The sequence below is a fragment of the Streptomyces cynarae genome (assembly GCF_025642135.1).
GTDB lineage: Bacteria > Actinomycetota > Actinomycetes > Streptomycetales > Streptomycetaceae > Streptomyces > Streptomyces cynarae.
This window is the reverse complement of the sequence record NZ_CP106793.1, coordinates 170,517-195,733: the sequence shown is the minus strand read 5'-3', so window position 1 is coordinate 195,733 and position 25,217 is coordinate 170,517. Positions and strand designations below refer to the sequence as shown.

Genomic DNA, 25,217 nt, shown 5'->3' with positions numbered 1-25,217 from the left:
TCCGCGATCACCGTCCATGGCCGACGTCCCCATGGGGGAACGCGACTGCGGCGGTGGGGAATTACGCGACACTGATATTGAATAGGGCCAACGGCTACTTCGACGACGGCGCCGCCCTCGTCCGCGTCCCGGCCCTGGTCCGCCGCGGCACCACGTATCCGGTCCGTATCCTCGCCCAGGGCGACCGCAGTCGGCGCGCACCGCGACGGACGTGGACTTCACCACCCTGGTAAGCCTCGGCGGCCCCGACCCAGGGGGACCTCCCTCCGCCCTCTCCGACCACGCAGCGAGACCAGTCCGGCTGTGAGGTCGCGTTCAGTTCGGCCAGCAAGACCTCGTGCAGCCGCTGCCACCGCCAGCCTCATTCCAGTCCCGCAGCAGCCGCCAACACGTCATGCCCGACCCGAAAACGAATAGTCGGTTGCCTATTGGCGATGGTGGTGGATTCAATGAGCGATCACCCGGGCGCGCCCGTCGCGGCGAGACGTGATGGACGTGAACCGCCGGCCTCGGCTGGCGAGCGATCCGGGCGGACGGACTGCGACCGCATCGCCCCAGGGGAGACGCCACCCGATGAACACGCCACCATCGCCGTCCGGAGCGGAGCACGCGGACGGGTCGTCCGTCCGTCTGGGCGCGCTCGTCCCGCTGACGCGGCCCGGCTGGGTCGAGGCGGGCCGGCACCTGCTCGCAGGACTCGAGCTGGCCGTTCGCGAGGTCAACGACGCCGGCGGGATCGATGGCAGACCAGTGGAGTTGGTGGTCCGGGACACCGCGGCCGATCCGGAGCGGGCCGCGGCGGCCGTGGACGATCTGGCCGCCCTGGGCGTGGCCGCCGTGGCGGGCGAGTACCACAGCGTGGTCGCCCGCGCTGCCGCCGCCCGGGCCGACGCCCTTGGCCTGCCGTTCCTGTGCTCGTCCGCGGTGCTCGATGCGCTCACCGAGGAGCCGACGGAGTGGGTCGCGCGCCTGGCCCCGGCCCAGTCCCACGGCTGGCGGATCTACGCGGACTTCCTCCTCGGCGCGGGCCGGCGTCGGATCGCCGTGGTGACCCAGCCGAGTGTCTACTGGGCGTCCGGGACCGGAGTCCTGCGGGACCACCTCGCTTCCCGGGGCGGCACCGTCGTCGAACTCGACACGAACGCGCTCACCGCCGAGGCCCTGTGCGACGCGCTCGTCGACCACGGCGCGACGGCGCTCCTCCTGCTGGTCGGCCATCCGGAGCCGGCGGTGCCGATTGTCAAGGCCGTCCGGAGCGACCGGCGGCTCGCGGAGATCCTGATCGGCGCTCCGGCCGGACAACCGGAGTTCGCCGAATGGGCCGCAGTGCTGGGCGAGGACGGCGCCGGGATCCCGTTCCTGCGCTACCTGCCCGAGCGCCTCGGTCCGCTCGGCGAAAGCGTCGGGAAGCAGCTCCGCGAGCGGCTGGGCGAAGCGCCCTCCTTCGTCGCTTTCGAGGGCTGGGACACCGTCGCCGTCCTCGCCTCGGTGCTGCGTTCCCACGGCACGGACCGGGCGGCCATCGCCGCCTCGTGGCCGCGCGTGGCGGTCGAGGGCACCCGCGGGCCGATCCGGTTCTCCCGCACGCCGGGCATCAGCGTTTGGCAATGGGCTTGGACACCGATCCAAGTCGTTGATCGGGACCCGGCGGAGCCCGATCGCTTTCGGATCCTCCACGCCGGCTGAGAGGGCACGGAGGACCTACTGCCCCGATGTGTCTGAGCTTGAGGTGGTCTACCTGTCTACGTGCCCATACGCACTCTCAGCTTCTTGGCGGGGGCCACTGACTATCGTGCGGTAGTCGGCGCTAGGGTGCCTTTCGAAAGTGCTGGTCACAGCCACTCGTTGATGGCTGCGACCAGCACGGTCGCCTCATAGCGGACGGCGAGCTTGTCGTAGTCGGCCGTGTTGAACTTCGGCGGCCGGCCGTGGGAGGCGCGTTTCTTGCGGTTGGCGATCTGGTCGCGCTTCTCCGGGATCGTGCAGCAGATACCGCGGTTGCGCAGGTAGGCGCGGTTCGCGCGGGAGCCGTACGCCTTGTCGGCACGAACCTTGTTCGGCCGGGTGCGCGGGCAGCCCGGCCGGAGCCTGGGCACCCGGATACGTCCCAGGACCACCTGGCATTGCGGGGAGTCACCGCGCTGCCCGGCCGTGATCACAAGTGACGTCGGCTTCTGGGTCTGCTCGACCGCCAGGTGGAGCTTGGTCGTCAGCCCGCCCTGGGGGCGTCCGAGCCCCGTGGTCCTCGGGCTCGGTGAAGTCGCCACCCGGCGGCTCGACCTGCAGAAAGGGCGCGTGCGTTCTCAGGTCGTGGGCTTGATCAAGTCGGCCGCGCCAGGGCTTGGCGGGCAGCGTCGCGTACGTCCGCGTCCTCATCTGTTGTGAGTCGCTTGAGCGCGGCGTGGGCCTGGGGGGCCGGCCTTCTGGCCAGTGACCAGGCGGCCCAGTACCGGACCCAGCGATCAGCGTCGCTGGCACGGGCCACCAGGATGTCGGTGATCTTCTCGTCACGTGACGAGTAGAGGGCTGCCACGGCTGCGCAGCGGACCTCGGGCGCAGCATCGCATGTGCCGGCGATCAGGATGGCCCGGGCCCGTGGGGGATCCCCCGTGCCGAAGATGGTGCCGAGGGTGCACATCACGTCAGCGCGTACCTTCGGGTCCGGGTCGGAGGCCGCATCAGCGACTAGCCCGAAGTACTTGGTCCCGCCGAAGTCAATGATGCTCAGGCCCCACAGGCCGACTCTCCGTGTCCCGGGGTCGTCGGAAGCGGCGCAGTCCAAAGACAGCGAGAGCGCGGTCTCGGGCCACTCCTCGAAGAGTTCGAGGACGTCGAGCTGCAGTCTGTCCCCGTCGTCGTTGCGATCAGTCGCCATTGCGCGTAGCAGGGCGGGCAGCGCCCCTCGGCCACAGGTTCCCGCCAGAGCGTGGGCTATTTGGTCCCGCGCGAAGGAGTCGTCGGCGGCGACGTGACGGGCGAGTCGTTGCTCCAGCTCCGGTCGCAGGAACGCGGCTGCCGGTGTTCGCAGTTGCTCCACGAGAGGCTTGAACAGAAGGTGAGCTCCAGGCACACGTTCGGCACCCGTGGCGAGCCGCTCGTCCAATTCGTTCAACGCACAGCGCAGCGTCGCGCGCTCGGCCTTGTCCTCTTCTCCACCAGTAGTCCCTGTCATGCCGGTCACCCTATGGGGGATGGTGTCGCCGTCGGCGGCCCAACTACGACCCGTGGAGTCCGTATTCGGCGAGCCGGTCCAGCTGTTCCCTGCCTTCGTTCGGAGGAGAACGCGGTTCCGGGATGACCAAGACGCTGAAGCCCGATCGAACCGAAACCGCGTCCGCATGCCGTCATCGCTGATCTCCACGCTCGCCCGCCAGCGCGCCCGCATGCCGGGCGGTCTGCTGGATGACACCGCCGCGCTGGTCTCCTTGACCGAGATCCTCGACGCGATCCCGGACCCGCGTCGGCGCCGGGGCTGCCGCTACGGTCTCGGCCTGCTCCTGCTCCTGTGCCTGGTGGCGGTTCTGGCCGGGGCCCCGGGCTGGGCCGGGATCGTGCGCGTCGCCGCCCGGGTCTGCTCGGCCACCAGGTGCCCGATCTGCCAGGTGCGGAACCCGCCGCGGTCCGCTTGCTCGACGCGCAGCTCCTCGACCGCATCGGCGAGGACATCCAGATCCGCAGCCTCCACCTCGTGCTGCCGGCGCCAGGCATCCGTCACGGCCCCGGCGGCCTCGGCGACCGTCTTGGTGGCACCGCGCAGCCCGGGGAATTCCTCGCCCGCGATACTCAGGACACTGTTCAGTGCGCCCCGCAGACACGACTGCGCCACCTCATAAGGAGCATGAAACGCGCCGGTGTTGTTCAGGACGTGGGCGGCGTCCCGCATCAGGCTCAGCGCTCGCCGGCCCGTGTCGCCTTGAGCCTGCAGAGCTGAGACGAGTCCCGGGCGTATCACGCACGCGGCCGGCGACGGCCCGGCCTGCTGTGCAGGGGCAAGAGGATCAGACACTGGCTCACCGTAGCCGCCCGGCCCGGGCATGGTGCCGCGTCTGCCGCCGTCGGGAAGGTGCGTGGCGAAGCGGTCTATGCGGTCGATGACGATTGGCCCGAGTGTTGAGGATACCCACGGCGGCTCGAAGCGACGGACAGAGAGCGAGGCGGTCAGCGCTCCGGCCGATAGTGGCCGCTACCGGGATCGCATCTGGGTGGCCATGGTTCTGAACGCGGTTGCGGTTGCTTTCCTGGCCTGCTGGAGCCGGTGAGGGTTGCCGTCGAGGAGGCCCTTGAGGATCAGGGGGTGGTTGTCGCCGCACCGGCTCAGCGGCTTGGGGTGAGGATGCGAGCCCAGACTGTTTTTCCGGCGGGGCTGGTCTTGGCGTAACCCCATTGACTGGTCAGGGAGTCGACGATGAGGAGACCTCGGCCTGCTTGCGCCAGGCCCGCCACCGCCTGGCCCGGCGGATCTTCTTCGGCCAGCGCGGCGAACTGCGCCGGCACTACCGCAAGGGCATGGAGGACCAGCGCTTTTTCTGCCCTGCGAAGGCCGGCCGCCGACCGCTGCACCAACCGTCGGCCGATGAGAACGCCGGCGAGGCGTAGCGGAGCGTTGCCCAGGGCAGAACAGTTCACGTTTCGTAGCGGCCATGGTGCGCGCGTGAGAGGGCGGCGGCGCCCTGGCAGGCGAGGGTGGCGGCATCGTCTGCGTACCGGGGGATGTCGTCGGGCCATTTCGAGGTCGGCTGGAGGATCAGCAGCGAGACGGCACCGTGCAGGCACGCGCAGATGGCCCGGGTCAGCGCCGTCACATCGCCGTGGAGCACGCCGGCGTCGGCGCATCGCTGCACTGTTTCCCGCAGGAATCGGAAGCAGGCGTCGGCGACCTGCTCGGTGGCGGCTGTCGCGGGCCCGGTCGCGACCAGGCGGTAGCGCAGGGGATGGTCGAGCCCGAACCTGATGTAGGCGACACTGCGCTGGTGGAGTTCGGCGAACGGGTCGGTGGTCTGGGCGCTGATGCTCAGCATCCGTCGGCCGAGTTCGTCCCAGACCCCGAGGCACACGGTGTGCAGCAATTCCAGTCGGTTGTCGAAGTGCAGATATACCGAAGGGGTGCTCACCCCGACAGCCTGTGCCACCGCACGGATGGTCACGCCGTCCTCGCCGGCGTCGTCGAGCAGCGTGCCGGCCGCTTCGATGAGCTCGTCCCTCAGTCGGCCGCCGTGGCCTCGCTTGGCGCGACTGCGCCGACGGCCTTCGGTTGTGCCGGCGCGGCCGTCGGCCGTGGTCTGGCCGGGTCCCTTAGTCATGGCGCCTGCGGAGGGCGACGAGTTGAGTGACGCGGACGCAGAGCCGGTCCTTGTCATCCCTGATGTCGATTTCCACGGCGACCGTTGACTTGCCGACGTGCAGCGGGCGGGAGGTCGCGAAGGCGCCGGTGCCGTGTACGGGCCGCAGGAAGTGGGTGGTGGATTCCATGGTCGCGGGGACGGTGTCGGCCGTCCCGTTCAGCGTGGCGCACACGGCGCCGACTACATCGGCCAGCCCCATCAGCGCCCCGCCGTGCATCGCGGCGCCGACGGTGGACTGCTCGGGCGTGTAGGCGAGTTGTGCGGTGACAGCGTCGGCCTTGAGGGCTCCGAAGCGTATCCCGAGCGTCTTGGCGAACGGCGCCAAGGTGTAGACGTCTTGCACGGTGATGGTCATCGCGGCCCTTCAGGTTGTCACCGTTAAGTTAACGGTGACATGTTATGTGGGCGTCATGGTTCGCGTCCACGCCTGTGGCGTCAGGCTGCAGGGCTGTGAAGTCTTCCGTGGGGATCGGAGGTCTGCTGAGAGACGCCGGGCTGTCGCTCGGATGAGACAACTTCAAGTGCCCGGAGAACCGGCCCACTTGGGCTCGCCTGCCCGGCCCGGCCGCAGATCAGGGCTGGAAACCGGGGAGGCGAGCATCGGCTCCGGCAGTGTCGAGGTCACGCGCGATGCCTTTCACGGCGGCTAGCGCTGTGAAAGGAAACGATCATCGGGTGGTGCTGACCGGTCTCAGCGTCGCTGGTGATGTGGGGTCAAGCCGGTGATTTGGCGCTGTCGGTCCACAGTTTCCGGGCTGGCTGGTCGCTGCGGGTCAGCCGCGCACTGCGGCCAGGCACTCGTCGTACAGGTCCATGATGTCGCCCTTGCCGTCGTTCGCGACCCACGCCATCGATGCGGCATCCAAGCACGCGAACGCCGTCGCGATCACCGCGCGGGCCCTCGCGTCCGCGCTGCCGCCAGCGGCGTCCATGCGCGCCTCAACGAGCGGCAGCACGTCCTCCTGGAACCGCAGCCGCTTTTCGAGCCAACCGGCACGCAGCGAGGCGGTGTTGTGCAGGAGACGGAACCGCTCCAGGGCCCGCTCGCGGCTGTCGTGCAGGGATAGCACGGCGGCGATCCCTGCGCGCAGTGCCTCCCAGACGCCGACTTCGGCGGGCTGTTCGCTGATCGTGTCCGTCAGGACCTGCCCGAACCGGGCCTGGTCACCGCTGAGAAGGTCTTCCTTGGTGCCGAAGTAGCGGAAGAGGGTGCGCTGGGAGACGCCGGCCTCTCGGGCGATCTGGGCGATGGTCGTCTCGTCGTAGCCCTGCTCGGTGAACAGGCGCAGAGCCGTCTCGAGGATCTCCTGGGAGGCCAGCTGCCGTGTCCGGTCCCACAGCGTGGTCGGTGCGCCCGTCGCTGTCTTGGCTTCCTGCTTCATCCCATCAGGTTAGCCCAGCACTGCCAGGTGTACACTCACATTAGTTCTGGCAGTCTCTGCCAGATAGGCGTACGCTGTCAAATATGGTCGTCGAGGCGCGGGCCGACGCTCCACAGGCCAGAGCGCTCGCCGATCGCCCCCTCCCTCCCCAGAGAGCAAAGGAACGCATCATGTCTGCACCTGCAGCCTTGATCACCGGCGGAACCAGCGGCATCGGCAAGGCGACCGCTGAACTGCTCCACTCCCGCGGCTACCGCGTCATGGTCACCGGCGTCGGCAAGGTCGCCACCGCCGAACTTCCCGAAGACGTCCTGGTCGTCCGGGCCGAGGCACGGTCCCTGCCGGACATCGACCATGCAGTGGACCAGGCACGCCGGCAATTCGGCTCCCTCGACCTGCTCTTCCTCAACGCGGGCGTCTCCCGCCCCGGCCCGATCGAGTCAACCGACGAAGACGCCTTCGATGCCTTGTTCGACATCAACGTCAAGGGCACCTTCTTCACCCTGCAAAAGGCGCTCCCGCTCCTCAACGAGGGCGCCTCGGTCGTGATCACCGTGGGCGCCGGCGAAGGGGTCGGAGCCGCCATGACAGCCGCCAAGGGAGCACTGTTGCCCCTCATGCGGTCCCTCGCGCTTGAACTCGCCTCCCGCCGCATCCGCGTCAACGCCGTCAGCCCAGGACTGATCAACACGCCTGCCTACAGCAAGATGGGTGTCTCCCAGGAAATGATCGACTCCTGGGCTCGGGACGTCCCGCTTGGCCGCGTCGGCGCTCCCGCCGACATCGCCGAAGCCGTGGCCTTCCTCGCCTCGGACGCCGCCGGCTACATCACCGGCGACAACCTCACCGTCTCCGGCGGCATCGGCGTTCACGCCCGCCCCTGACAAGCCGATCCGCACCCGTCTCTAACCGTGGAACGTTCACCGGCCCGGTGATCAGGCCGTGGCCTTTGCCGACGCAGCACGCGGGCGATCTTCCCGGCCCATAGTTCGGCGTCCACGAACGGGCGGTGTTTGTACTGCTCGATCAGCTCCTCGAGGTGCTCCTGGGAGCAAGCCACCAGCATGCGTCTGCCGTCGAAGTTCGACTCCACCGTGTGGATCGCGGAGGAGTCGGGCACCAGTGCGGACCAGTCGATACTGTCGGCCGGGATCACGGCTCCGCACAGATCGCAGATCTCCGGCTCTGTTGGTTCCTCGCCGTCTGCCTGCGGCCCGTCGTCCTTCCTCACTGGCTGCCTGCGTCGCCGGCCGCTGATGGAAGTCGTTGGCCGGCCGCTTGGAGCACCCTCGGTGCCACCGTCGCCGGGTTGCCGCCGGCCACCCACCGGAAGCGGGCCACCATCATCGGCTCGTCGACGAATTCTCCTGACCGCAAGGACCCGTACGAGACAGACCACTTCCTCGCCTGTCAGGCAACGACCGTCCCACTCGTACCGAAGCGGTGGTTTCAGACGCGCTGAATCGCTGCCCCGCAATTTACTGATCATTTCAGAATGACGTGCGGAGCCGTCGAAGGCAGATGATGCTGCAGGCGAGTTCGAGTAGTCCCTGGTGGAGGTCGGCTCGTTGCTCATAGCGGACACGGAGTCGTTTGAACTGATGGAGCCAGGCGAAGGTCCGCTCGACGACCCAGCGGGTGCGGCCGAGGCCGGAACCGTGGGCAATGCCGCGTCGGGCGATCAGGGGTCTGATGCCGCGTTTCCGTAGCAGTTGGCGGTACTTGTCACAGTCGTAGCCCCGGTCGGCGAAGAGCCGTTTGGGTCGGTTGCGGGGACGTCCGCGCACCCCTCGGATGCGGGGTATCGCGTCCAGCAGGGGGATCAACTGTGTGATGTCGTGCCGGTTCCCGCCGGTCAGGGAGACGGCCAGAGGCGTGGCGTGGCGGTCGACGATCACATGGTGCTTGGAGCCGGGGCGGCCGCGGTCGACGGGTGAAGGGCCGACGTGAGCCCCCCTTGAGGGCCCTGGTGTGGGAGCCGTCGATGGCCGCATCGTCCATGGCCAACAAGCCGGTTGCCCGCAGCTCGGCTAGGAGTGCCTCATGAAGGCGAGGCCAGACGCCGGCCTCGTTCCAGTCGCGAAGCCGACGCCAAGCGGTTACCCCGAGCAGCCGACGACCTGGACTGGGACGTCGCACCAGGCCACTCCCTTGCGCAGCACGTACACGATGCCCGCCAGCGCAACCCGGTCCAGCACAGGCAGCCGTCCGGGATGACGGTGACGTCGGGGCGGCCGCTCTGGCAGCAGTGGAGCTATTCGCTCCCACAGGTCGTCGGAGACAAGATCGATATACACCAGCCGGACCCTGCCCAGCAGGACCTTCAACCACCAGCCGACACGCCGATCTCACCTGAAGTGCTCATCGGCCCTCTTCTGGCGCCGACCGCCGGTCGGTGAGGCGCTCCTGGTCGGCGGCGTTACCGGCGCGAGCCTCGGTGCGGTGGCCCCGTGCCAGGTAGTCGCGGACGATCAACTCGACGGCGTCCTGCGGGCTCCTGGTGCCGGCCAGCAGCATGACCTCGATGGCCAGATCGCTGTCCAGGCTGATGGTGACCTTCGCCATGACACCTCCTGAAGGGTTCTCGCGGAGCCTATCCAAGCGGCTAACGGTCGGCGATGGGTAGGTTGCCGCACCCAGGAAAGAGGGACGGAGCCGGAAACCCGGCCGGTCACGAACGGCTCGTTCTGTAACGAGCTCTTAATGTTGACCTCATGCGGCGCCGCTTTCGCGTCACATCCCCCGGAGGCCGTGACGTAAGGGGCCCGCGAGCGGACATCGAGAGGAGCGCAACCATGCCCTTCGCCACCGCCGAGGACGGCACGCAGATCTTCTACAAGGACTGGGGCTCGGGCCAGCCCGTGCTCTTCTCCCACGGCTGGCCGCTCACCGCCGACGCCTGGGACCCCCAGATGAAGCTCATGGTGGACAACGGATTCCGCGCCATCGCTCACGACCGGCGCGGTGGCGGCCGCTCCGGTCAGCCCTGGGACGGCAACAACCTCGACACGTACGCCGACGACCTGGCCGCGGTCATCGAAACCGAAGACCTGCACGACGTCATTCTTGTCGGGCACTCCACCGGCGGCGGCGAAGTCACCCGCTACATCGGCCGGCACGGCACGGCACGGGTCGCCAAGCTGGTCCTGCTCGGCGCGATCCCGCCGCTGATGCTGAAGACGGAAGCCAACCCTGAGGGCCTGCCGATCGAGGTGTTCGACGAGATCCGCCAGGGTGTGCTCACGGACCGCTCGCAGTACTACAAGGACCTCAGTGCCCCGTTCTACGGTGCCAACCGTGAGGGCTCGACCGTCTCCCAGGGAACGCGTGACGAGTTCTGGCTCTGGAGCATGACAGTCGGCATCAAGGGCGCCTACGACTGCATCAAGGCGTTCTCCGAGACGGACACGACCGAGGACCTGAAGAAGGTCGATGTGCCGACACTGATCGTGCATGGCGACGACGACCAGATCGTGCCCATCGTCTCCGCGGGCGCCAAATCATCCAAGATCGTCAAGGGCGCGCAGTACAAGGTCTACGAGGGCGCGCCTCATGGCCTTGCGATGGTGCCCAAGTACGCCGAGATCTTCAACAAAGACCTGCTTGAGTTCGCGCGGAGTTAGCGACTGCTCGCACCCCGGTGAACGGCAGCACTGCCGCTGGAACTGCTGGGAATCGGCGCTGCGAATTGGCCGCCCGGGAGGGGCGGCTCATCGCCTGACAGACCGCGCGTTGGCCGCATGCGCAAAGGGCATTCGCCGGCCGGCCGCCGCAAACCTGCGTTAGGCAGCGGCGGCGGTCGGCGGCGCTCCCGAACCATGTCCCGGACAACTACGTCCGGAGCGGCTGAATCTGGCTCGGCGGCCAGGTTGATCGGTTCGCCGTGTCAGCCGACCGGGCTTGCGCCTTGCTGGAAGACGTTGATGAGGTTTCCGTCGTTGTCACGGATCGCGGTCGAGATACTGCCGTCGCCGAGGTCCATCTGCTCCCAGACGGTTGTCACCCCCAGATCACGGAAGGTGCGGGTCACGCTGTCGAGGTCCTCGACGCGGAAGACCAGGGCCTTGTTGCCGATCGGGCGGATGTGGGCGGGGGGCTCTGCCGTCAGTTCAGGGATCCGCACACCGTTTGCGGGCTGAAGGAGCTCCAGCCGAAAACCGGGCCCCTCCAAGAAGGCAACGTCCGCTCCGATGGCGCCGAAGCGGGACTTCGCCAGCAGGGTGAGGCCGAACACCCGATTCCACCACTGGATCGACGCGTCGAGGTCACTGACGGAAATCGTCACATTGTGAAGGCTGTAGGTGAAGAGCGGCTGGGGAGGGGTGGTCATGGTGATCACTTTTCGTTGGGCGTGTGCAGTCGTTTGCGAAGGGGGACGCGAGACCTTCACGCAGTCCCGCCCCGGCGTTTCGCTGCCGTGCAGCGGAACAGTCTGTACCTGTCTACCGCCGACCCGACGTCCCCTTGCAGTAGCGAATCCGCGGGTCGCAGTTCAAAGGTAGAGTTTATGGACCGTGCAGTCAAGAACGTATGTCTCCTTCAAATGCGTTGCGAAGTCGGTCGATCAATGCACTATTTGAGCGCTCGCCGCGCCGTCGGCATTCGAAAGAGAGTCGCGAACAAGGTCCTGTGCGGGAATCTGTAGAGCTCGCCCGCAGCGCTCGTGTGAAACGGTCCGGCGCCGTCGGCTGCCAGAGCGTCGTCCGGCCCGCGGTGAGGCGCAGTCGATGGCGCAGCCGCACGGCCGAAGAGGGTCCGCTCAAGGGCATGACGAAAGGGGCGGGTCGGCAACTGTGCTGGGGCGGGCGGCCGGGCCACTCGTGGGAACGTTCGAAGGGCAGGTGTGCTGGACGCTCGCGCGCCGATCCCAGGCAGGCCCACCCTGATCGCTGTTTGTCCTGCATGTCACCTGTGGACGATGCCGACTCGCAGGATGTTCAGTGCCGGGACAGCTGCTTGAGGGCGGCCTGGCCTATCTGCAGCAGAGCTGAGCCGTCCATGTCGGTCTTGGCGAGAAACTCGATGCCCTGCATGACGGCGAGGAGCAGTCGCCCGAGCTCCTGGGCGTCCGCGCTCGGTTCGACCGTCCCGTCGTCCTGGGCTTCCTTTACGCAGGCGATCAGAAGATCTTCGACCGCCTGATAGGTGGTCCGGGCCCGGGAGACCACGTCCGGATCGTTGCCGTGCAGCTCGGACGTGCTGTTGACCAGAAGACAGCCGCGGCGCTGCGGGTCCTCCGTGAATCCCTTGGCCACCCCCTCAACGAGCAGGGTCAGGCGTTCGAAGGGCGTCCCGGGCCCGGTGAGGACCGCCCGGACGCCGTTCAGCTGTTCCTCGCGGTAGCCGTCCAGTACGTGCAAGAACAGCTGCCGCTTGTCGCCGAAGGCGCCGTACAGACTTCCCTTGCCCAGCCCGGTGGCGTCCGTCAGGTTCTGCAGTGATGTAGCCGCGTACCCCTGATTCCAGAACTGCTCGCGCGCAGACTCCAGTACCTGGTTGTCATCGAAATTCCGCGGTCGTCCCATGACAAACAGCGTACGTTCTTCTTGACCTATCGGTCCAGATCGTCGGGCACGCAGCACAGGCCCGGCTGCTCGCGGTGACGCGCCCTGGGCGTTCCTTTCGTCGCCGCCGTGCACGGTCGCCGTGCAGGGTGAGGCCGGGCGATAGGGGGCGTGCAATGCATGGCTCCCCGTCAGGGGTTTTCCCGGCGCCCTCGCGGACAGGCCTGTGCCGGCCGCCCTGTCCAGCCTCGACAGCGTGCCCGCGGTCACGTTTTTGTCCGTGCGGTCCATAACAAGGTTCTTTACCGTATAGTCCATAACTGGGCTCGGAGCCGTCCGGTTCGGGCTGTAAAACCGCAGTGACTCTTGGTGCACGACTTCTGGCGTTCGCACCGGACAGGGGTAAACGATCATGGGACAGCTTGACGGGAAGACGGCAGTCATCACCGGAGGCAACAGCGGAATCGGACTGGCCACCGCCAAGCGATTCGCACGTGAAGGCGCCCACGTGTTCATCACCGGCCGCCGGCAGGAGGCCCTCGACGCCGCGCTGGCCGAGATCGGCGGCGAAGCCACCGCCGTCAGGGGCGACGTCGCGGATCTCGCGGACATCGACCGCCTCTACGCGGCTGTCGCCGAGCGAGGCCGGCCCATCGACGTACTGTTCGCCAACGCGGGCGGCGGTCAGTTCGCTGCTCTTGAGCAGGTCACCGAGGAGCACTTCGACGCCACCTTCAACATCAACGTACGAGGAATGCTCTTCACTGTCCAGAAGGCCATTCCGCTGCTCAACGACGGCGCCTCGGTGATCCTGACCGGATCGACTGCCGCAACCTCAGGCGGCGCCGCCTTTGGCGTGTACGCCGCGTCCAAGGCCGCGGTCCGTTCCTTCTCGCGCACCTGGGCCAACGAACTGAGCGGCCGCGCGATCCGGGTGAACACCCTGGTCCCCGGCCCGATCGTCACCCCGGGCATCACCGGCCTGGCTGCCGACGCCGAGCAGGCCGCACACATGAGGGACGCCTTCGCCAGCCAGATTCCGCTGGGTCGCATGGGGCACCCGGACGAGGCCGCTGCCGCCGCACTGTTCCTCGCCAGTAATGAGAGCAGCTTCGTCACCGGATCCGAGCTTTTGGTGGATGGCGGACTCAACCAGATCTGATCGCCGCAAGAGGATGCGCTGTGCCTGTCCCGGCGAAGACGACAGTCGCCCTGTCCGCGTCGCGATCACACCGGTAGTCACACCGAACCTAACGGGCGGGTGCAGCCCCGCCAGTGTGTACGCAAACGATGGCATCCGGAACCTGAGGTTGATCCCTGGGAGTGGACACCGGGTTTCATGCGACGAGTGACAGCGTATGTGATGTGATCAGTTGCTGTTGGAACTCGGCTGGTGTGAGGTAGCCGAGCGCGGAATGCCGACGGCGCCGGTTGTAGTACGACAGCCAGCGGAACAGCTCCAGCCGAGTCTGTGCCTTTGAGGTCCAGTGCCTTCCGTGAAGCAACTCGCGCTTGAGGCCCTGGAAGAACGACTCGGCGAGGGCATTGTCGTAGCTTGAGCCGACCCGGCCCACGCCGCGGCGGATGCCATGCCGGCGGCAGACATCGGCGAAGGCGGCCGCGCTGTATTGGGCGCCTCTGTACGTGTGGAAAACGACGCCGCGAACCCGGCCGCCGCAATCGGCCACGGCCATCTCGAACGCGTCGGTGACCAGCGAGGTGCGCATGCGGTCGGCGATCGACCAGCCCACCACCTCCTCCGGGAGCGGAGTGAGGAGGCGCTCTTGGAGCAGCTCGCCTCTGCCGCCAGCTATCGGCCTCGGGAGGAGAGACGCCAACTCAAGGAGGCTGGCATGCCCGTCGTTGGTCCCCTGACTGCCTCATTCCTGGGGCGACGACCGAACCCACGGTTGCTCCAGGATTGATAATCGATCGCTGCACGAGGCGCTCGACACGACCACGCCCGCCGGGCGCCTGGTCTTCCACGTGTTCGCAGCCCTGGCGGAGTTCATCCGCGAACTCATCGTGCGGGGCACCAACGAGGGCCTGGACGCCGCCGGCGCCCGCGGCGCGCCCGGCTCGGCCGCACCGAGCACCGGCTGCAGTTGGACCGAACCGGCGCCTCCCGCGCCCGCCGCGTGCTCAAGGCCAAGGTCAAGGAACTGGAGAAGACGAGCGAGGTCCGCGGCCGCGGACCCGCGCCCGCCCTGCTCGTCGGCCAGTTGCGCGCCGCCGTCCAGGCCGCCCCCGACAACCTGCTCGGCATCCGCAACCGTTCCATCGGACTGCTGCACTTCGCCCTGACCGCCCGCGAGCACGAGGTCGCCTACCTCCGGCTGCGGGACATCGTCGAGCACGAGAACGGCCTGGAGGTCGACGTCCGGGTGTCCAAGACGGCCCCGCGCAAGGTGAAGGTGCCGTTCGGCAGCAGGCCCTCGACTTGCCCGCTCAGGGCCTGGCGCGCGTGGAAGGAAACCGCTGGCCTCACCGACCCGACGACTTCGCCTACAAGCCGCTGCGGCTTCGAGGCTTCCGGCAAGGGCAGAGGCTCCGGGACCTGGACGGCTGGACACTGCATCGGCTACGCCACAGTGCCCTGACACACGACGCGGAGCACGGGACCTCTACCCCGATGCTGCTGGCCCGCTCACGCCACGCCTCTGTCCGTTCCCTGGAGCGGTACGCCTGTCCTGGGGTGGACGCGGATGCCCGGCATGTCGCCGCCCAGGACCCGGCCGCCCGCCGCCAGAGCTGACCTGGCTGCGGGTGAAGCTCGCGGCCTCGCTCCGGGGGCCGGTCGTGCGCCAGCGCCCGCTTCAACCTGGTAGCGGTCTCCGTCCAGGCAGACGATCCCGTCGCGCAGGACCTTGCGGTCGACCTCGACCGGTTCGCTCGCCGGCGGCGAGGATGGCTGTGCCGCTGCGGGCCCTCGGCAGGGCGGCGGGTGCGGGTTCGGGACCGGCCGGACGGGCGCCGTAGCGCATGGTCAGGTAGGCGATGTCCTCCGGCCGCAGCACGGAGGGGACACTGCCCTGCTGGATGTTCGCGCTCGGCCCTGCGATGACGAGGGATCCGCCGGACAATGGGGGTGGAGAGGCGGACAGGGACAGGAGGTTGGCGGTGAGCCTCTGAGCGCCCTCGCATCCTGCACGACGCCAAGTCGAAGCCGGATATCCCAGGAACACAGAGCGTGACGATGGGGGGCGACGATGATGGCCCCGGAGGATGCCGTGCCCGACGTCTCGGAGCGATTGTTTGACGTGGTGCAGGTCGCCACAGCGGTGCTGGACGACGAGGGAGTGGTCATCGGCTGGACCTCGGCGGCGGAACGGCTGGTCGGCTATCCGGATGAGGCGATCCTGAACCGGCCTGTCGCGAGCCTGCTGGAGGCGCCCGACCGGGCGACTGCGGCCGCCGTGGCGGAGCAGTGCCGCATGCAGGGCGGCTGGGACGGCGTGGTGGGCATACGGCACCGCGACGGGCGGCGTCTGAAGCTGGCTGTGCGGGTCTCCCCCCTGCACGATCCGGCCGGGAACCGGCTATGGTCCGTGCTGGCCCGGAACGATCAGCAGACTCCTGGCTCGGAGCTGAGCCAGATGATGTTCGAGCCGCTTCTTGCGCATTCCCCGATCGGCGTGGCCGTGCTGGATACGGACCTGCGCTTCCTCTGGGCCAATGACTGGCTGGAGTACGGCGGCGCGGTGCCACGCGAGCGACGGCTGGGACGGCCGCTGGCGGAGGTCTTTCCCAACCCCGACGAGAACGTCGAAAAGGTCGTCGGGGCAATGCGGCAAGTACTGGACACCGGGGTTCCGGTGCTGAATCTCGAGTTCCTGGGCCCCAGCCCGGCGGATCCGACCAGACGGCACGCGTGGTGGACGTGCGGCTTCCGGCTGGAGGACCCAACACGTCGAGTACTTGGCGTGTGGTACATGACCATGGACGTCACCGACCGCTGGCGCGCCCGGGAGCGCCTGGCCCTGCTCACCGAGGCCAGCGCGCGGATCGGCGGCACGCTCGACGTCGAACGCACCGCACAGGAACTCGCAGAGGTCGCGGTGCCGCGCTTCGCCGACGTCGTCACGGTCGACCTGCTGGAGGGGGTCCTGCGCGGCGAGGAACCCCCTCCTGGGCCGGTCGGCAGCACTCCCGCCCTGCGCCGCGCGGGGCAGCAGTCGGTCCACGAGGGGCGCCCGGAGGCGACCGCAAGGGTCGGGGACCTGCTCAACACCCGCCCCGCCACGCCCTCGGCGCACTGCCTGATCGGCGGCAAGCCCTGGGTGGAATCGCTCGCGGACCTCTCTGTCGGCTCCTGGGCCGCCGAGGACCCGGCTCGGGCAGCGGAAATCCGCGCCTTCGGCATCCACTCGGTCATGATCGCGCCGGTGCAGGCGCGCGGCGCCCGCCTGGGCATCGTGACCTTCCTGCGTTCACAGTGCCCGGATCCGTTCGACCAGGACGATGTGAGCCTGGCCGAGGAGCTCGTCGCCAGGGCCGCGGTGTGTAGACAACGCCCGCCGCTTCACCCGAGAGCGGCGGGCGGCTCTGGCGCTGCAGCACAGCCTGCTGCCGCGTGGCCTGGCCGCAGGGACAGTGCTGGACGTTGCTTGGCGCTACCTGCCAGCGGACGCTCCCAACACAGTGGGCGGCGACTGGTTCGACGTCATCACGCTGTCCGGAGCCCGCGTTGCCCTGGTAGTGGGGGATGTGGTCGGACGCGGGATGAATGCCGCCGCCTCCATGGGCCAACTACGCACAGCCGTCCGCACGCTCGCCGACCTGGACCTGCCTCCCGATGAACTGCTCGCCCATCTGGACGACCTGGTCATCAGCCTCACCGAGCAGGAGGGCACCGAGGAGACGGCCGAAGCAGAGCACCAGGACGCGGCCACGAACGCCCTGGGCGCCACCTGCCTGTACGCGGTCTACGACCCGGTGAGCAGACGGTGCACGCTGGCCCGGGCCGGCCACCCCCCACCCGCAATCGTCGGGGCCGACGGCACAGTCGCCTTCCCAGACCTACCGGCCGGACCGCCCCTGGGACTGGGCTTCCTGCCCTTCGAGTCCGCTGAACTGGAGCTCCCGGACGGGAGCCTGCTCGCCCTGTACACCGACGGCCTCATCGAGGCCGCCGAGCGGGACGTCGACGTCGGGCTGACCCGGCTCGCCGAAGCGCTGGCCCGCTCCGCCCCGACGCTGGAGGACAGTTGTCAGAACGTGATCAATGCCCTGCTGACCAGTCCGCCCTCCGACGACGCCGCCCTGCTCCTCGCCCGCCCCCACGGCCTGGCCGCGGACCAGGTCGCCTGCTGGGATCTACCCAGCGATCCAGCCATCGTCGCCAACGCCCGCGACCTCGCGACGCGCAAGCTTGCCGACTGGGACCTGGAAGAGCTGCAGTTCACGACCGAGCTCATCGTCAGCGAACTGGTCACCAACGCCATCCGCTACGGCTGTGAACCCATCCAACTGCGGCTGATCCGGCAGGACGGACTGATCTGCGAGACCTTTGACGGCAGCAGCACCTCGCCGCGCCTGCGGCACGCCCGTACCACCGACGAGGGGGGCCGCGGACTGTTCCTCGTCGCGCAGCTGGCCCGGCGGTGGGGCACCCGCTACACCACCAGCGGCAAGATCATCTGGACCGAGCAAAGCATTTCGGGCCTGGAACCGAGCCTGATCCCCGTTCCGGAGCTCGCGTAGTTCCCATGCTCGATTGAAGATCTGCCAACTTCGAACCTGCAGGTCACGCCCAGCACGTCCAGCCATTCCAGACGCTTGGTCAGGTTCTTGGAATGCGACCAGGTCGGGCCCTTGGCGGGCTTCTTCAGCCGGTTGAACAGCGTCGTCCCGTCACTGTCGCGCTCCTCCAGCAGCCGCATGAGCCCCGCCCGCTGAGCGGCGCTCATGCGGTCGTGGATGCCCATACCGATCGAGGCGTTCACCTCGGTACGGATCTCCGAGGCCATCTTGTCGAAGGTCGAGAACCCCGGCAGCTCCAGCCCGGCCTCCACCACCTTCTCCAGCGCGATGTTGATCAGATCCGCCGGGCGGTTCTTCGCCGCGGCCTCCTTGCGGATCGACTGCTCGACGATTCCCCGGGCCTTGGCCTGGTCGTACGTCACGCCGGCCTGCTTGCGGACCAGGCCCGGTGGTGCTTGGCGGTCCGCTCCGACCGGTACACCGGCAGCGTGCCCTCCGGCAACTCCACCGCCCGCCGAACGAAGTCCACCACCATCTCCGGGACATCCTCCAGCGCCGGGAAACACCGATACGTCGGTACGACTTCAGCATCAGCAGCAGGCCCAGCAGATGCTCATCGCAGTCCGTGGCATCGGCCGCCCACTCCAGCTCATCGCGGCTCGGGGAGAAGAACAGATGCAGCTCATGCGCGGTGGTCAGCTGCTTGAACCGCGGATACGCGGTCCGTTCAATCCCCAGACGACGCTCAACATCACTACCAACGACACTGAGTGCGTGTTTCTGATGTTGGCATGACAATTGGTGTCCGGCCTCAGCAAGGTTGGTCGCCCCTCTGCCGGGGACCTGGCCGTGCACTGTCACCTTCCGTTCGATAAGCCGAGGCTGTTCCTGCTTGTGTGGATTTTCCGCTGGCTGGTTGGGTGGGTGGGCTGAAGCCGCTGAGGCGAAGCAGCGCAGGTGTCAGGGTGAACAGGATGACGGCGAGAGCGGCCACGGCGATCATGGCGGCACGCAGTCCGGCAGCGTCGGCCCATTGGCCCACATAGACTGGACCGAGAAGGAACCCGAGGTAGGACACGGTCGTCACGATGGATGTTGCGCGGCCTCGGCGGGACTCCTCGACATGTCGCGACACCACGGCGAGAAGTGTCGGGAACAGGACGGCGGTACCCGCTCCGACGACTACGAGACCGAGCGCGGCGATGAGCAGCGAGGGCGCAGAGGCGATGAGGATCGCGCCCGCTGCATCGGCCAGCGCTCCAGCGAGGATGATCCTTCGGGCCGGAGCGGACGTGAGGGTCCCGATGGACAGTCGGGTGATGGCGACCGTTGCTGCGAAGACGGCAGGTGCGATGGCGGCCAGTCCAGGGCTGGTATGGAGTTCGTCCTGGGCGTAGACCGCGGCCCAGCTTTGGTGCGCATTCTCGCTCGCGAAGGCGAGTGCTCCCAGGACTCCCACGAGGATGAGTGGAGCGATCGGCGAGCGCCCAGATGCGCGAGGGGTGGCGAACCTGTCCTCAAGCTGTGTGGAAGGCAGTGTCCTGAGCATGTAGAGGCCGGCGGCAAGGCACAGTGCAGCGACCGCAAGGAATGGGGTGACAGGCGGAAGTGCGGTGGCAGAGGTTAGCCCGGTGGTGAGACTGGAGAGCACGACAGAGGCGGAGAAGACCCCGTGCACGCGGGTGATGACCGGTCGGCCGGTGAGGTTCTCGGCCCGTCCGATGGTCGCGTTCATGGCCACGTCGGCTGCTCCGCTGGCGGCGCCGACCAGGGTCAGTCCGCTGCACAGGCTCGGCAGATCCCGGCCGGCCAGCACCGCCCCGGCGCCGGTGGCTCCTAAGGCGGTGATGGCCGCAGCCGCGACCTTCAGTCCCCACCGGTCGATCGCCCTGCCGGTCAGGAGCATGGCGGGAAGGGCGCCGGCGCCCACGTAGAGCAACGCCAAGCCGAGTTGGCCTGCGGTGATGCCGGCCTGTTCTTGAACGCGCGGGATGGATGCGCCCCACACGCCCCAGAAGGCGCCGAAGGCGGCGAAAGCAGCGCTTGCCGAGGTGATCAGACGGCGCGCATCGGTGGTCGAGTTCGGACCCGTCATGTGTGTAACGATACACAGCTAGGATGGAGGCATGGCACTCCCCGACACATCGAAGCGAGTGACTCTGACGCAAGTGGCCCGTGCGGCCGGGGTGTCGGTGATGACCGCCTCGTACACCTACAACCAGCCCAGCCGGGTATCGGACGAGTCCCGGGCGAAAGTGCTCGCCGCCGCCGCCGAATTGGGATACGCCGGGCCTGACCCCAGGGGCCGGTCCCTGCGGCGCGGGGCATCACGCGCCCTCGGCGTCGTGCTCGGCGAACACCTCTCCTATGCGTTCGAAGATCCGCAGGCGGCGGCCTTCTTGGCGGGCATCGCAGACGTCTGCGCGGAGCACGCCTACGGCATGACAATCCTGCCGATCACCGGCGCAGCCGACGACGTGGCTCGGATCCGCAGCGCAGCCGTCGACGCGTTCATCCTGTGGACAACGACCGAGGACGACCCGGTTGTCGCGGCGGTACGCGCAATGAAGCGCCCCGCCGTGGTCCACGGCGGACCAGCGGTCCCCGACCTGGGGCTGGTCAGCATCGACAACCGGGCCGCAGCACGCGCGGTGGGCGAGGTTGTCTTCGCACATACAAACCGTCCGGCCATTGTGAGCTTTCCCCTGACGCGGGACCGGGAAGGGGGCATCATCAGCGGTCCGGACACAACCCGTGTTCTATTCCCAGTGACACGGCATCGACTCGAAGGCTACCGCCAGGCAGCCGAAGCCGCCGGCCTCGCTTGGAAAGACGTGATCGTGGCTGTGTGCCCCCGCAACGACCCGTCCGAGGGCGAGCGCGCTGCCGCCATGCTGCTGGCCAGCCCCGAACCACCTGACGCCATAGCCGCGATGAGTGACCAACTCGCCTCCGGCATCCTGCAAGCAGCCCACACCGCCCATCACGGCGTCCCTACCGACCTGGCGGTCACCGGATGGGACGACGCACCCATCGCTGCCGATCTCGGGCTCACCACCGTCGCGCAATCACTGCGTGCCCAGGGATCGGCCTGCGCGCAGGCCGCGCTCGGCCAGGAAGCTCCGCTGAACTCGCCCTGGTCGATCGTGCGCAGACGTACCACAAGGCCGTGACCCTTGCGCCGTCGGGCACAGTAGGCGATGGCGGCGAGGACGTCGTGGCACCCCGGCAACTGCGAGAGTTCCGCGTGAGCCTCAACGTGGGACTCTCTGCGAACGCCACGGAGCCGGCGCCCTCGCCGAGACCTGCCAGCTGCTCGCCAACTCCCTCGCCACCGTCTTCGGCCTGGGCCTGCTCATCCTCCTGCTCGGGCCGGTCTCCGGGGCGCACTTCAACCCCGCCGTGACCGTCGTGGCCTGGTTCACCGGCCGCCGCACCGCGGACGGGCCCACCCTTCGGGACGTCGCCGCGTACGTGCCCGCCCAGATCGCGGGGGCGATCGGCGGGCGATCCTGGCCGACGCGATGTTCGCGAGGCCGCTGGTGCAGTTCTCCACCCACGACCGGTCCGCCGGCCATCTGTGGCTGGGCGAGGTCGTCGCCACAGCGGGGCTGATCCTGCTGATCTTCGGTCTGCGCAGGATCGGCCGCGCCTCGCTCGCCCCCGCGGCGGTGGCCTCCTACATCGGAGCCGCCTACTGGTTCACCTCCTCCACCTCGTTCGCGAACCCGGCACTGACCATCGGACGCGCCTTGCGGTTGTGCAGCCTGCCGTGCCGCGGTGGCGTTGCGGCAGGCTGCACAACGGTGCGCTGTACTGCGCCTGCGGCCTGCGCTGTGGCGGACCGGCCCTGCGGTGCGAGTCGTGTGCGGGGGGGAAGAGACAGGCGTTCAGGCGTTCTTGGCCGTCTGCTTCCCCTGCGGTTCATTCAGGTCGGCCAGCAGCGCGTCGAGGACGTTCAGGGCGCGCCAGGTCCGGGTCATCCCGAATGGTGCGGTGGCGCGGACGGCAGCGCGGACCTCGTCGGGCGTCGCTCCCGCGCTCAGCGCGCGGCCGACGTGGGCACGGAAGCTCTCCTGGAGGGTCTGGTAGAGGACGTCGACCGTCATGGTGGCGAATGCCCGCTCACGGACGCTGATCCGGGACATGTCGGCGCGCATCCGTGACTGTAGGTCCATGTAGTCGGCGAAGCCCGGGTCGAGGGTACGCACCTCAGCACGCATCGCCGTGGGGATGGGGCTGCCGGTGCCGTCCGCGTTCACTTGGTGGCCCTGGCCTGTCGGCCCAGGCAGGCCGTGCTTGCGTTCGACCTCGGCCAGCCGCTCCAAGGCAGCCAGCGCCGCCGGGTAGCCGCTGTCGTAGGAGATGAAGCGGAGCAGCTCGCGTAGGTCATCGGCGTCGAGGCCGTTGTCCAGAGCGGCCCGCACATGCAGTTCGAACGGCATCCCGAGGACCTGTTCGCAGACGTCGGCAACGAGGCTGAGCAGAGTGAGCTCGCGCGGCGTCAGCTGCGTTCCCGACTCGGGGAGCTGGAAGCTTGCTGCGGCCATTTCCGCGAATACCGGGTCGAGTTCCTTCACTGTGGTCCGGGTCGGCAGCGTCATGGTGACTCACTCCTTAAGTGAACGCCTGTAGGGCTACAACTGTAGCCCTACAGGGTGTCCCATACAATGGGTGGCCATGGATGCGACCACTCCGGCCCGAACGACCGCCCGCACTGCGCCGCGAGGCCGCAACCCGCGCGGCCAGGGCGAGCGGCTGCGCGCCGAGATCATCGACGCGGCGCTGCGGCTGCTGGACGAGCTCGCCGACGACCAGGCGCTGTCGCTCCGGGCGGTCGCCCGCGAGGTCGGCATCGCCGCGACCTCGGTCTACATCCACTTCGCCGACCGTGACGCACTGGTGCTGGCCGCACTGGAGCACTGCCATGCCGACCTGTTGCGCGCGGTGGACAACGCGGAGTCGGGCGCCGCCGACCCGGTGGCCGCGCTGCGTGCCCGAACGGCGCTGCTCGGCGCGTGGTCCCGCGAACACCCGGGTCTGTACAAGGTGCTGCACGAAAGCACGCTCAACCGGCGCACGGACATGTCCTTCAAGGAGGAGATGGCCCAGCGAACGACCACGGCGATCCGCCGCTGTATGGACGCCGGGCTGGCCCCACAGGGCGACGCGGAGACCGCCTCCCTGGATCTGCGCACGGCCGTCCACGGCGCGGTCTCGCTGCGCGTCAACCAACCCGAGCTGCCCTGGCCCCCGCTGGAAGAACAGGTGGACCGGTTCCTGGTAAAACTGGTTGGCGTTCCGCCCGAGGAAGGGTGACGTGCGGCGAAACGGCTCGACGGCGCACCCCGATGGCCGATCCCGGAAGACCGGGCTCCGCACCCCACACACGGCCTGACCTCCCGTCAACCCCCGAAGGACTTCGAGCGCCGACCACTAAGGAGAAGCGGGCGGAGGTTGCTGCACTGGTTGCTGATCGGAGGTGATGAGTAGAAGTGCGGTCGCGCGTGAGCCCGGAGTGCCGCCACAGGGCCTCGCGTGGGCGGCCAGACGGTGGTGGCGTCACGCCCACCGCATTCCTGGTTTCCGTAGTGCTTCTAGCTGTTCCTGGGCGAGCTGGTCCCGCCTCGATTTGGTGTTCGATACCATACGCCCAGCCTGATGACCACTGGCTCGTCTACGCCGTCGACCGCGATCTCCTCACTGAGGCCACTGGGAACAGGCCGATGGCCTTCCCGTTCGACCCACTGTGCAAGTGCCGCCAGGCCGCGCTGAAACGCCTGCTGCGCCTTGTTCGGCCCTTCGTCGCACGCGTGGCCGCCGGGGCCGGAGACGCTGCCTCAGTGGGCTTGATGCCTAGCTTGGACAGCCGCTCCTGCTGTTCGGTCGACATGAGCTTCCGGTACTTGGCTGCTTCTGCCGTTGCAGCCATCGTCCGATGTCGTCGCCTTCGTATTGCACGTCGGGTGCGATGTGGGGGAGCCGGCCGTGTACGCCGGTACTGCTCCTCGATGCGGGCGCCGGGGAGCGCGCCGACCACGGCTTCGGCGACTGCGGCGCGGGCGCTGGCCTCCGTCTTCTGCCTGGCGGCGATCTGGGGGGCCAGTTCGGTGGCCTCGCTGTGCAGCGGGTAGAGCCGCCGGGTGATCTCGCGTGCCACATGGCGGGCGCTGATCGCTGTGACCCTGATCGACGGGGTCTGTACCTGGGCCTCATCCGGGAGGGCCGCGTAGACCTTGAGCTTGCTGGGCTGCTCGTCGTCGGGTTGGCAGAGGCGTACGGCGCGGCCGTCGCCGTCGATGAACGGAGCAGCGGAAGCCGCTCAATCCGCCGGGCCCGGCATCGCGCCCTCGGCAAGCTTGATGCGGGTCCAGACGTTCATATTGACGACGACGGCGACGATCTCGAGCATCTCCTCCGGGCTGAAGTGCGCAGCGAGGGCGTCGTGGAGGCGCTGGAACGCCGCGTCGCGGTCGGTGTCCGCGGCGCGGGTGAGCGCCTCGGTGTAGCGGAGTGCCGCCTGCTCGGCCTCGGAGTGAAGCTCGGTCTCCCACCACGCGGTCAGGGTGTCGATCTTGACCCGGGGGATGCCCGCCTCGCGCGCCGCCTCGTAGTGCAGGTTGAGGCAGTAGGTGCAGTTGTTGAGCTGCGAAACCCGCAGGCGCAGGAGCTGGGCGAGGCCGCGGTCGATCCGTAGCTCCGCTTTGTATCCGAATGCGTCCGCGCCCATCCGAGCCATGTTGATCAGCGCCTCGTTCCTGCTCGCGTCGAGCCGGCGGTTCGCGATCTGGATGTTGTCAGTCATCTCGGTCCTTTCAGTACTCATCATTTCCCTGCCCGCGTTTCCGGGGCCCGCATCGAGCCGCTCGGTCATCTATGACAAAACCGCTGTCCCGGCCGAGTGAGGGAACACGTTCGCAGCGTCGGGCGGCTCGGTGAACGCGATCAGGATCTGTGTGAGCGCATTGTCGCTCGAGTGTCGTCTCGCTATGTCGTTATCGACACGCGAAAGCGAAACGGCGGATTCTGCCTCATGATTCACACACCCTGACCTGACCTGGGGCTTAGAGGTTGAAAAACACCTACTGAGGCCCCGCCAACGAGAGGGGCACTTGTACCAGATCCGAGCAATGTGGCACGCCTGGCGCACCAAACACCGGCCCTGGTCCGAACAGATGATCTGGCGTGGCGGAAGTTGGGACGGTCTGGATCTGCGGCTGCGGTGAGCAGTTCTGGCCCATTGACGAGGGGGTCCCGACTGGCGCAACAGCACGGTCCCCAGAGAG

At 68.2% G+C, this 25,217-nt stretch carries 24 protein-coding genes and 5 pseudogenes; 12 read left to right on the top strand and 17 right to left on the bottom strand.

The window, feature by feature from the left end; translation table 11 throughout:
* Positions 1 to 199: 199 nt before the first annotated feature.
* A pseudogene (locus N8I84_RS42975) lies at positions 200 to 408 on the bottom strand (IS5/IS1182 family transposase); the annotation flags it as partial.
* A gap of 165 nt (positions 409 to 573) precedes the next feature.
* Between N8I84_RS42975 and N8I84_RS01065 the strand changes: the two are divergent.
* Positions 574 to 1,686 (top strand): ABC transporter substrate-binding protein, encoded by a 1,113-nt coding sequence (locus tag N8I84_RS01065; protein ID WP_263227418.1) that lies wholly within the window; start codon positions 574 to 576, stop codon positions 1,684 to 1,686.
* A 146-nt stretch (positions 1,687 to 1,832) separates the two neighbouring features.
* Here the strand turns inward: N8I84_RS01065 and N8I84_RS01060 are convergent, their stop codons facing one another.
* Together N8I84_RS01060 and N8I84_RS01055 are read right to left on the bottom strand one after the other, a co-directional pair.
* Complete coding sequence (locus N8I84_RS01060; RefSeq protein WP_390898824.1) at positions 1,833 to 2,267, bottom strand: transposase; 435 nt, start codon at positions 2,265 to 2,267, stop codon at positions 1,833 to 1,835.
* A 53-nt stretch (positions 2,268 to 2,320) separates the two neighbouring features.
* Complete coding sequence (locus N8I84_RS01055; protein ID WP_263227416.1) at positions 2,321 to 3,172, bottom strand: HEAT repeat domain-containing protein; 852 nt, start codon at positions 3,170 to 3,172, stop codon at positions 2,321 to 2,323.
* Here N8I84_RS01055 and N8I84_RS42970 point away from each other — a divergent pair.
* Entirely contained in the window at positions 3,171 to 3,833 is a 663-nt protein-coding gene (locus N8I84_RS42970) for a transposase family protein (protein WP_390898823.1), read from the top strand. The genes N8I84_RS01055 and N8I84_RS42970 overlap by 2 nt on opposite strands.
* Positions 3,834 to 4,383: 550 nt before the next feature.
* The gene (locus tag N8I84_RS01045; RefSeq protein ID WP_263227414.1) at positions 4,384 to 4,596 is read left to right on the top strand and encodes a transposase; all 213 of its coding nucleotides are present in this window, start codon (positions 4,384 to 4,386) and stop codon (positions 4,594 to 4,596) included.
* Positions 4,597 to 4,622: 26 nt separating this feature from the next.
* Here N8I84_RS01045 and N8I84_RS01040 read toward each other — a convergent pair whose 3' ends face one another.
* The 3 genes from N8I84_RS01040 to N8I84_RS01030 form a co-directional block, all read right to left on the bottom strand.
* Positions 4,623 to 5,300, bottom strand: coding sequence for a TetR/AcrR family transcriptional regulator (locus N8I84_RS01040; RefSeq protein ID WP_263227413.1), 678 nt, complete (start codon positions 5,298 to 5,300; stop codon positions 4,623 to 4,625).
* A complete protein-coding gene (locus N8I84_RS01035; protein WP_263227412.1) occupies positions 5,293 to 5,697 on the bottom strand; it encodes a PaaI family thioesterase in 405 nt (134 codons plus the stop codon). Before N8I84_RS01035 ends, N8I84_RS01040 begins: the two co-directional genes overlap by 8 nt.
* Positions 5,698 to 6,115: 418 nt before the next feature.
* Positions 6,116 to 6,724 (bottom strand): TetR/AcrR family transcriptional regulator, encoded by a 609-nt coding sequence (locus N8I84_RS01030; RefSeq protein ID WP_263227410.1) that lies wholly within the window; start codon positions 6,722 to 6,724, stop codon positions 6,116 to 6,118.
* 170 nt (positions 6,725 to 6,894) lie between these two features.
* Here N8I84_RS01030 and N8I84_RS01025 point away from each other — a divergent pair, with 170 nt between their 5' ends.
* Complete coding sequence (locus N8I84_RS01025) at positions 6,895 to 7,608, top strand: SDR family oxidoreductase (protein WP_263227408.1); 714 nt, start codon at positions 6,895 to 6,897, stop codon at positions 7,606 to 7,608.
* Here N8I84_RS01025 and N8I84_RS01020 read toward each other — a convergent pair.
* From N8I84_RS01020 to N8I84_RS01010, 3 genes and pseudogenes are all read right to left on the bottom strand, one after another.
* A complete protein-coding gene (locus N8I84_RS01020) occupies positions 7,593 to 7,955 on the bottom strand; it encodes a hypothetical protein (protein WP_263227407.1) in 363 nt (120 codons plus the stop codon). The genes N8I84_RS01025 and N8I84_RS01020 overlap by 16 nt on opposite strands.
* Before the next feature lie 259 nt (positions 7,956 to 8,214).
* Positions 8,215 to 9,015, bottom strand: a pseudogene (locus N8I84_RS01015) (IS5 family transposase).
* 70 nt (positions 9,016 to 9,085) lie between these two features.
* Positions 9,086 to 9,289: a hypothetical protein gene (locus tag N8I84_RS01010; protein WP_200698015.1), complete on the bottom strand. Its 204-nt coding sequence runs from the start codon at positions 9,287 to 9,289 to the stop codon at positions 9,086 to 9,088.
* Positions 9,290 to 9,519: 230 nt separating this feature from the next.
* On the opposite strand from N8I84_RS01010, the gene N8I84_RS01005 reads away from it, so the two are divergent.
* Positions 9,520 to 10,347 carry an alpha/beta fold hydrolase gene (locus N8I84_RS01005; protein ID WP_030172753.1) on the top strand — a complete coding sequence of 276 codons (828 nt, stop codon included), beginning with the start codon at positions 9,520 to 9,522 and terminating at the stop codon, positions 10,345 to 10,347.
* Positions 10,348 to 10,610: 263 nt separating this feature from the next.
* On the opposite strand, the gene N8I84_RS01000 is transcribed toward N8I84_RS01005, so the two are convergent.
* Both N8I84_RS01000 and N8I84_RS00995 read right to left on the bottom strand, forming a co-directional pair.
* Complete coding sequence (locus tag N8I84_RS01000; protein ID WP_263234615.1) at positions 10,611 to 11,054, bottom strand: VOC family protein; 444 nt, start codon at positions 11,052 to 11,054, stop codon at positions 10,611 to 10,613.
* A gap of 607 nt (positions 11,055 to 11,661) precedes the next feature.
* Entirely contained in the window at positions 11,662 to 12,249 is a 588-nt protein-coding gene (locus N8I84_RS00995; protein ID WP_263227404.1) for a TetR/AcrR family transcriptional regulator, read from the bottom strand.
* Positions 12,250 to 12,640: 391 nt separating this feature from the next.
* On the opposite strand from N8I84_RS00995, the gene N8I84_RS00990 reads away from it, so the two are divergent.
* Positions 12,641 to 13,390, top strand: coding sequence for a glucose 1-dehydrogenase (locus N8I84_RS00990; RefSeq protein WP_263227403.1), 750 nt, complete (start codon positions 12,641 to 12,643; stop codon positions 13,388 to 13,390).
* Between the two features lie 175 nt (positions 13,391 to 13,565).
* Here N8I84_RS00990 and N8I84_RS00985 read toward each other — a convergent pair.
* A pseudogene (locus tag N8I84_RS00985) lies at positions 13,566 to 13,982 on the bottom strand (integrase core domain-containing protein); the annotation flags it as partial.
* 351 nt (positions 13,983 to 14,333) lie between these two features.
* Here N8I84_RS00985 and N8I84_RS00975 point away from each other — a divergent pair.
* Positions 14,334 to 14,828: a site-specific integrase gene (locus N8I84_RS00975; RefSeq protein WP_263227401.1), complete on the top strand. Its 495-nt coding sequence runs from the start codon at positions 14,334 to 14,336 to the stop codon at positions 14,826 to 14,828.
* 218 nt (positions 14,829 to 15,046) lie between these two features.
* On the opposite strand, the pseudogene N8I84_RS43390 reads toward N8I84_RS00975, so the two are convergent.
* Positions 15,047 to 15,257, bottom strand: a pseudogene (locus N8I84_RS43390) (IS481 family transposase); the annotation flags it as partial.
* A 180-nt stretch (positions 15,258 to 15,437) separates the two neighbouring features.
* On the opposite strand from N8I84_RS43390, the gene N8I84_RS42630 reads away from it, so the two are divergent.
* Entirely contained in the window at positions 15,438 to 17,027 is a 1,590-nt protein-coding gene (locus N8I84_RS42630; RefSeq protein ID WP_313884222.1) for a PAS domain-containing protein, read from the top strand.
* Complete coding sequence (locus N8I84_RS42625; RefSeq protein ID WP_313884221.1) at positions 16,951 to 17,931, top strand: serine/threonine-protein phosphatase; 981 nt, start codon at positions 16,951 to 16,953, stop codon at positions 17,929 to 17,931. Before N8I84_RS42630 ends, N8I84_RS42625 begins: the two co-directional genes overlap by 77 nt.
* Here N8I84_RS42625 and N8I84_RS00965 read toward each other — a convergent pair.
* Together N8I84_RS00965 and N8I84_RS00960 are read right to left on the bottom strand one after the other, a co-directional pair.
* On the bottom strand, positions 17,844 to 18,353 hold the full coding sequence (locus tag N8I84_RS00965; RefSeq protein ID WP_263227400.1) for a DUF4158 domain-containing protein: 510 nt from the start codon (positions 18,351 to 18,353) through the stop codon (positions 17,844 to 17,846). The genes N8I84_RS42625 and N8I84_RS00965 overlap by 88 nt on opposite strands.
* A gap of 389 nt (positions 18,354 to 18,742) precedes the next feature.
* Positions 18,743 to 20,026, bottom strand: coding sequence for an MFS transporter (locus tag N8I84_RS00960; RefSeq protein ID WP_263227399.1), 1,284 nt, complete (start codon positions 20,024 to 20,026; stop codon positions 18,743 to 18,745).
* A 31-nt stretch (positions 20,027 to 20,057) separates the two neighbouring features.
* On the opposite strand from N8I84_RS00960, the gene N8I84_RS00955 reads away from it, so the two are divergent.
* Together N8I84_RS00955 and N8I84_RS00950 are read left to right on the top strand one after the other, a co-directional pair.
* Positions 20,058 to 21,104 (top strand): LacI family DNA-binding transcriptional regulator, encoded by a 1,047-nt coding sequence (locus N8I84_RS00955; protein ID WP_263227398.1) that lies wholly within the window; start codon positions 20,058 to 20,060, stop codon positions 21,102 to 21,104.
* Positions 21,105 to 21,240: 136 nt separating this feature from the next.
* Positions 21,241 to 21,683, top strand: a pseudogene (locus tag N8I84_RS00950) (aquaporin); the annotation flags it as partial.
* A 138-nt stretch (positions 21,684 to 21,821) separates the two neighbouring features.
* Here the strand turns inward: N8I84_RS00950 and N8I84_RS00945 are convergent.
* Complete coding sequence (locus tag N8I84_RS00945) at positions 21,822 to 22,535, bottom strand: carboxymuconolactone decarboxylase family protein (RefSeq protein ID WP_263227397.1); 714 nt, start codon at positions 22,533 to 22,535, stop codon at positions 21,822 to 21,824.
* Positions 22,536 to 22,611: 76 nt separating this feature from the next.
* On the opposite strand from N8I84_RS00945, the gene N8I84_RS00940 reads away from it, so the two are divergent.
* Positions 22,612 to 23,250: a TetR/AcrR family transcriptional regulator gene (locus N8I84_RS00940; protein ID WP_263227395.1), complete on the top strand. Its 639-nt coding sequence runs from the start codon at positions 22,612 to 22,614 to the stop codon at positions 23,248 to 23,250.
* Positions 23,251 to 24,253: 1,003 nt separating this feature from the next.
* On the opposite strand, the gene N8I84_RS00930 is transcribed toward N8I84_RS00940, so the two are convergent.
* Entirely contained in the window at positions 24,254 to 24,736 is a 483-nt protein-coding gene (locus tag N8I84_RS00930) for a carboxymuconolactone decarboxylase family protein (protein WP_263227394.1), read from the bottom strand.
* Between the last annotated feature and the right edge of the window lie 481 nt (positions 24,737 to 25,217).

What these genes read in the sequence shown, in the direction of transcription:
- N8I84_RS01065 (WP_263227418.1), top strand. Translation starts at nt 574, where the DNA reads ATGAACACGCCACCATCGCCGTCCGGAGCGGAGCACGCGGACGGGTCG.
- N8I84_RS42970 (WP_390898823.1), top strand. Translation starts at nt 3,171, where the DNA reads ATGCCGGTCACCCTATGGGGGATGGTGTCGCCGTCGGCGGCCCAACTA.
- N8I84_RS01055 (WP_263227416.1), bottom strand. Translation starts at nt 3,172, where the DNA reads ATGACAGGGACTACTGGTGGAGAAGAGGACAAGGCCGAGCGCGCGACG.
- N8I84_RS01040 (WP_263227413.1), bottom strand. Translation starts at nt 5,300, where the DNA reads ATGACTAAGGGACCCGGCCAGACCACGGCCGACGGCCGCGCCGGCACA.
- N8I84_RS01035 (WP_263227412.1), bottom strand. Translation starts at nt 5,697, where the DNA reads ATGACCATCACCGTGCAAGACGTCTACACCTTGGCGCCGTTCGCCAAG.
- N8I84_RS01030 (WP_263227410.1), bottom strand. Translation starts at nt 6,724, where the DNA reads ATGAAGCAGGAAGCCAAGACAGCGACGGGCGCACCGACCACGCTGTGG.
- N8I84_RS01025 (WP_263227408.1), top strand. Translation starts at nt 6,895, where the DNA reads ATGTCTGCACCTGCAGCCTTGATCACCGGCGGAACCAGCGGCATCGGC.
- N8I84_RS01010 (WP_200698015.1), bottom strand. Translation starts at nt 9,289, where the DNA reads ATGGCGAAGGTCACCATCAGCCTGGACAGCGATCTGGCCATCGAGGTC.
- N8I84_RS01005 (WP_030172753.1), top strand. Translation starts at nt 9,520, where the DNA reads ATGCCCTTCGCCACCGCCGAGGACGGCACGCAGATCTTCTACAAGGAC.
- N8I84_RS01000 (WP_263234615.1), bottom strand. Translation starts at nt 11,054, where the DNA reads ATGACCACCCCTCCCCAGCCGCTCTTCACCTACAGCCTTCACAATGTG.
- N8I84_RS00995 (WP_263227404.1), bottom strand. Translation starts at nt 12,249, where the DNA reads ATGGGACGACCGCGGAATTTCGATGACAACCAGGTACTGGAGTCTGCG.
- N8I84_RS00990 (WP_263227403.1), top strand. Translation starts at nt 12,641, where the DNA reads ATGGGACAGCTTGACGGGAAGACGGCAGTCATCACCGGAGGCAACAGC.
- N8I84_RS42630 (WP_313884222.1), top strand. Translation starts at nt 15,438, where the DNA reads ATGATGGCCCCGGAGGATGCCGTGCCCGACGTCTCGGAGCGATTGTTT.
- N8I84_RS42625 (WP_313884221.1), top strand. Translation starts at nt 16,951, where the DNA reads ATGAATGCCGCCGCCTCCATGGGCCAACTACGCACAGCCGTCCGCACG.
- N8I84_RS00960 (WP_263227399.1), bottom strand. Translation starts at nt 20,026, where the DNA reads ATGACGGGTCCGAACTCGACCACCGATGCGCGCCGTCTGATCACCTCG.
- N8I84_RS00955 (WP_263227398.1), top strand. Translation starts at nt 20,058, where the DNA reads ATGGCACTCCCCGACACATCGAAGCGAGTGACTCTGACGCAAGTGGCC.
- N8I84_RS00945 (WP_263227397.1), bottom strand. Translation starts at nt 22,535, where the DNA reads ATGACGCTGCCGACCCGGACCACAGTGAAGGAACTCGACCCGGTATTC.
- N8I84_RS00940 (WP_263227395.1), top strand. Translation starts at nt 22,612, where the DNA reads ATGGATGCGACCACTCCGGCCCGAACGACCGCCCGCACTGCGCCGCGA.
- N8I84_RS00930 (WP_263227394.1), bottom strand. Translation starts at nt 24,736, where the DNA reads ATGACTGACAACATCCAGATCGCGAACCGCCGGCTCGACGCGAGCAGG.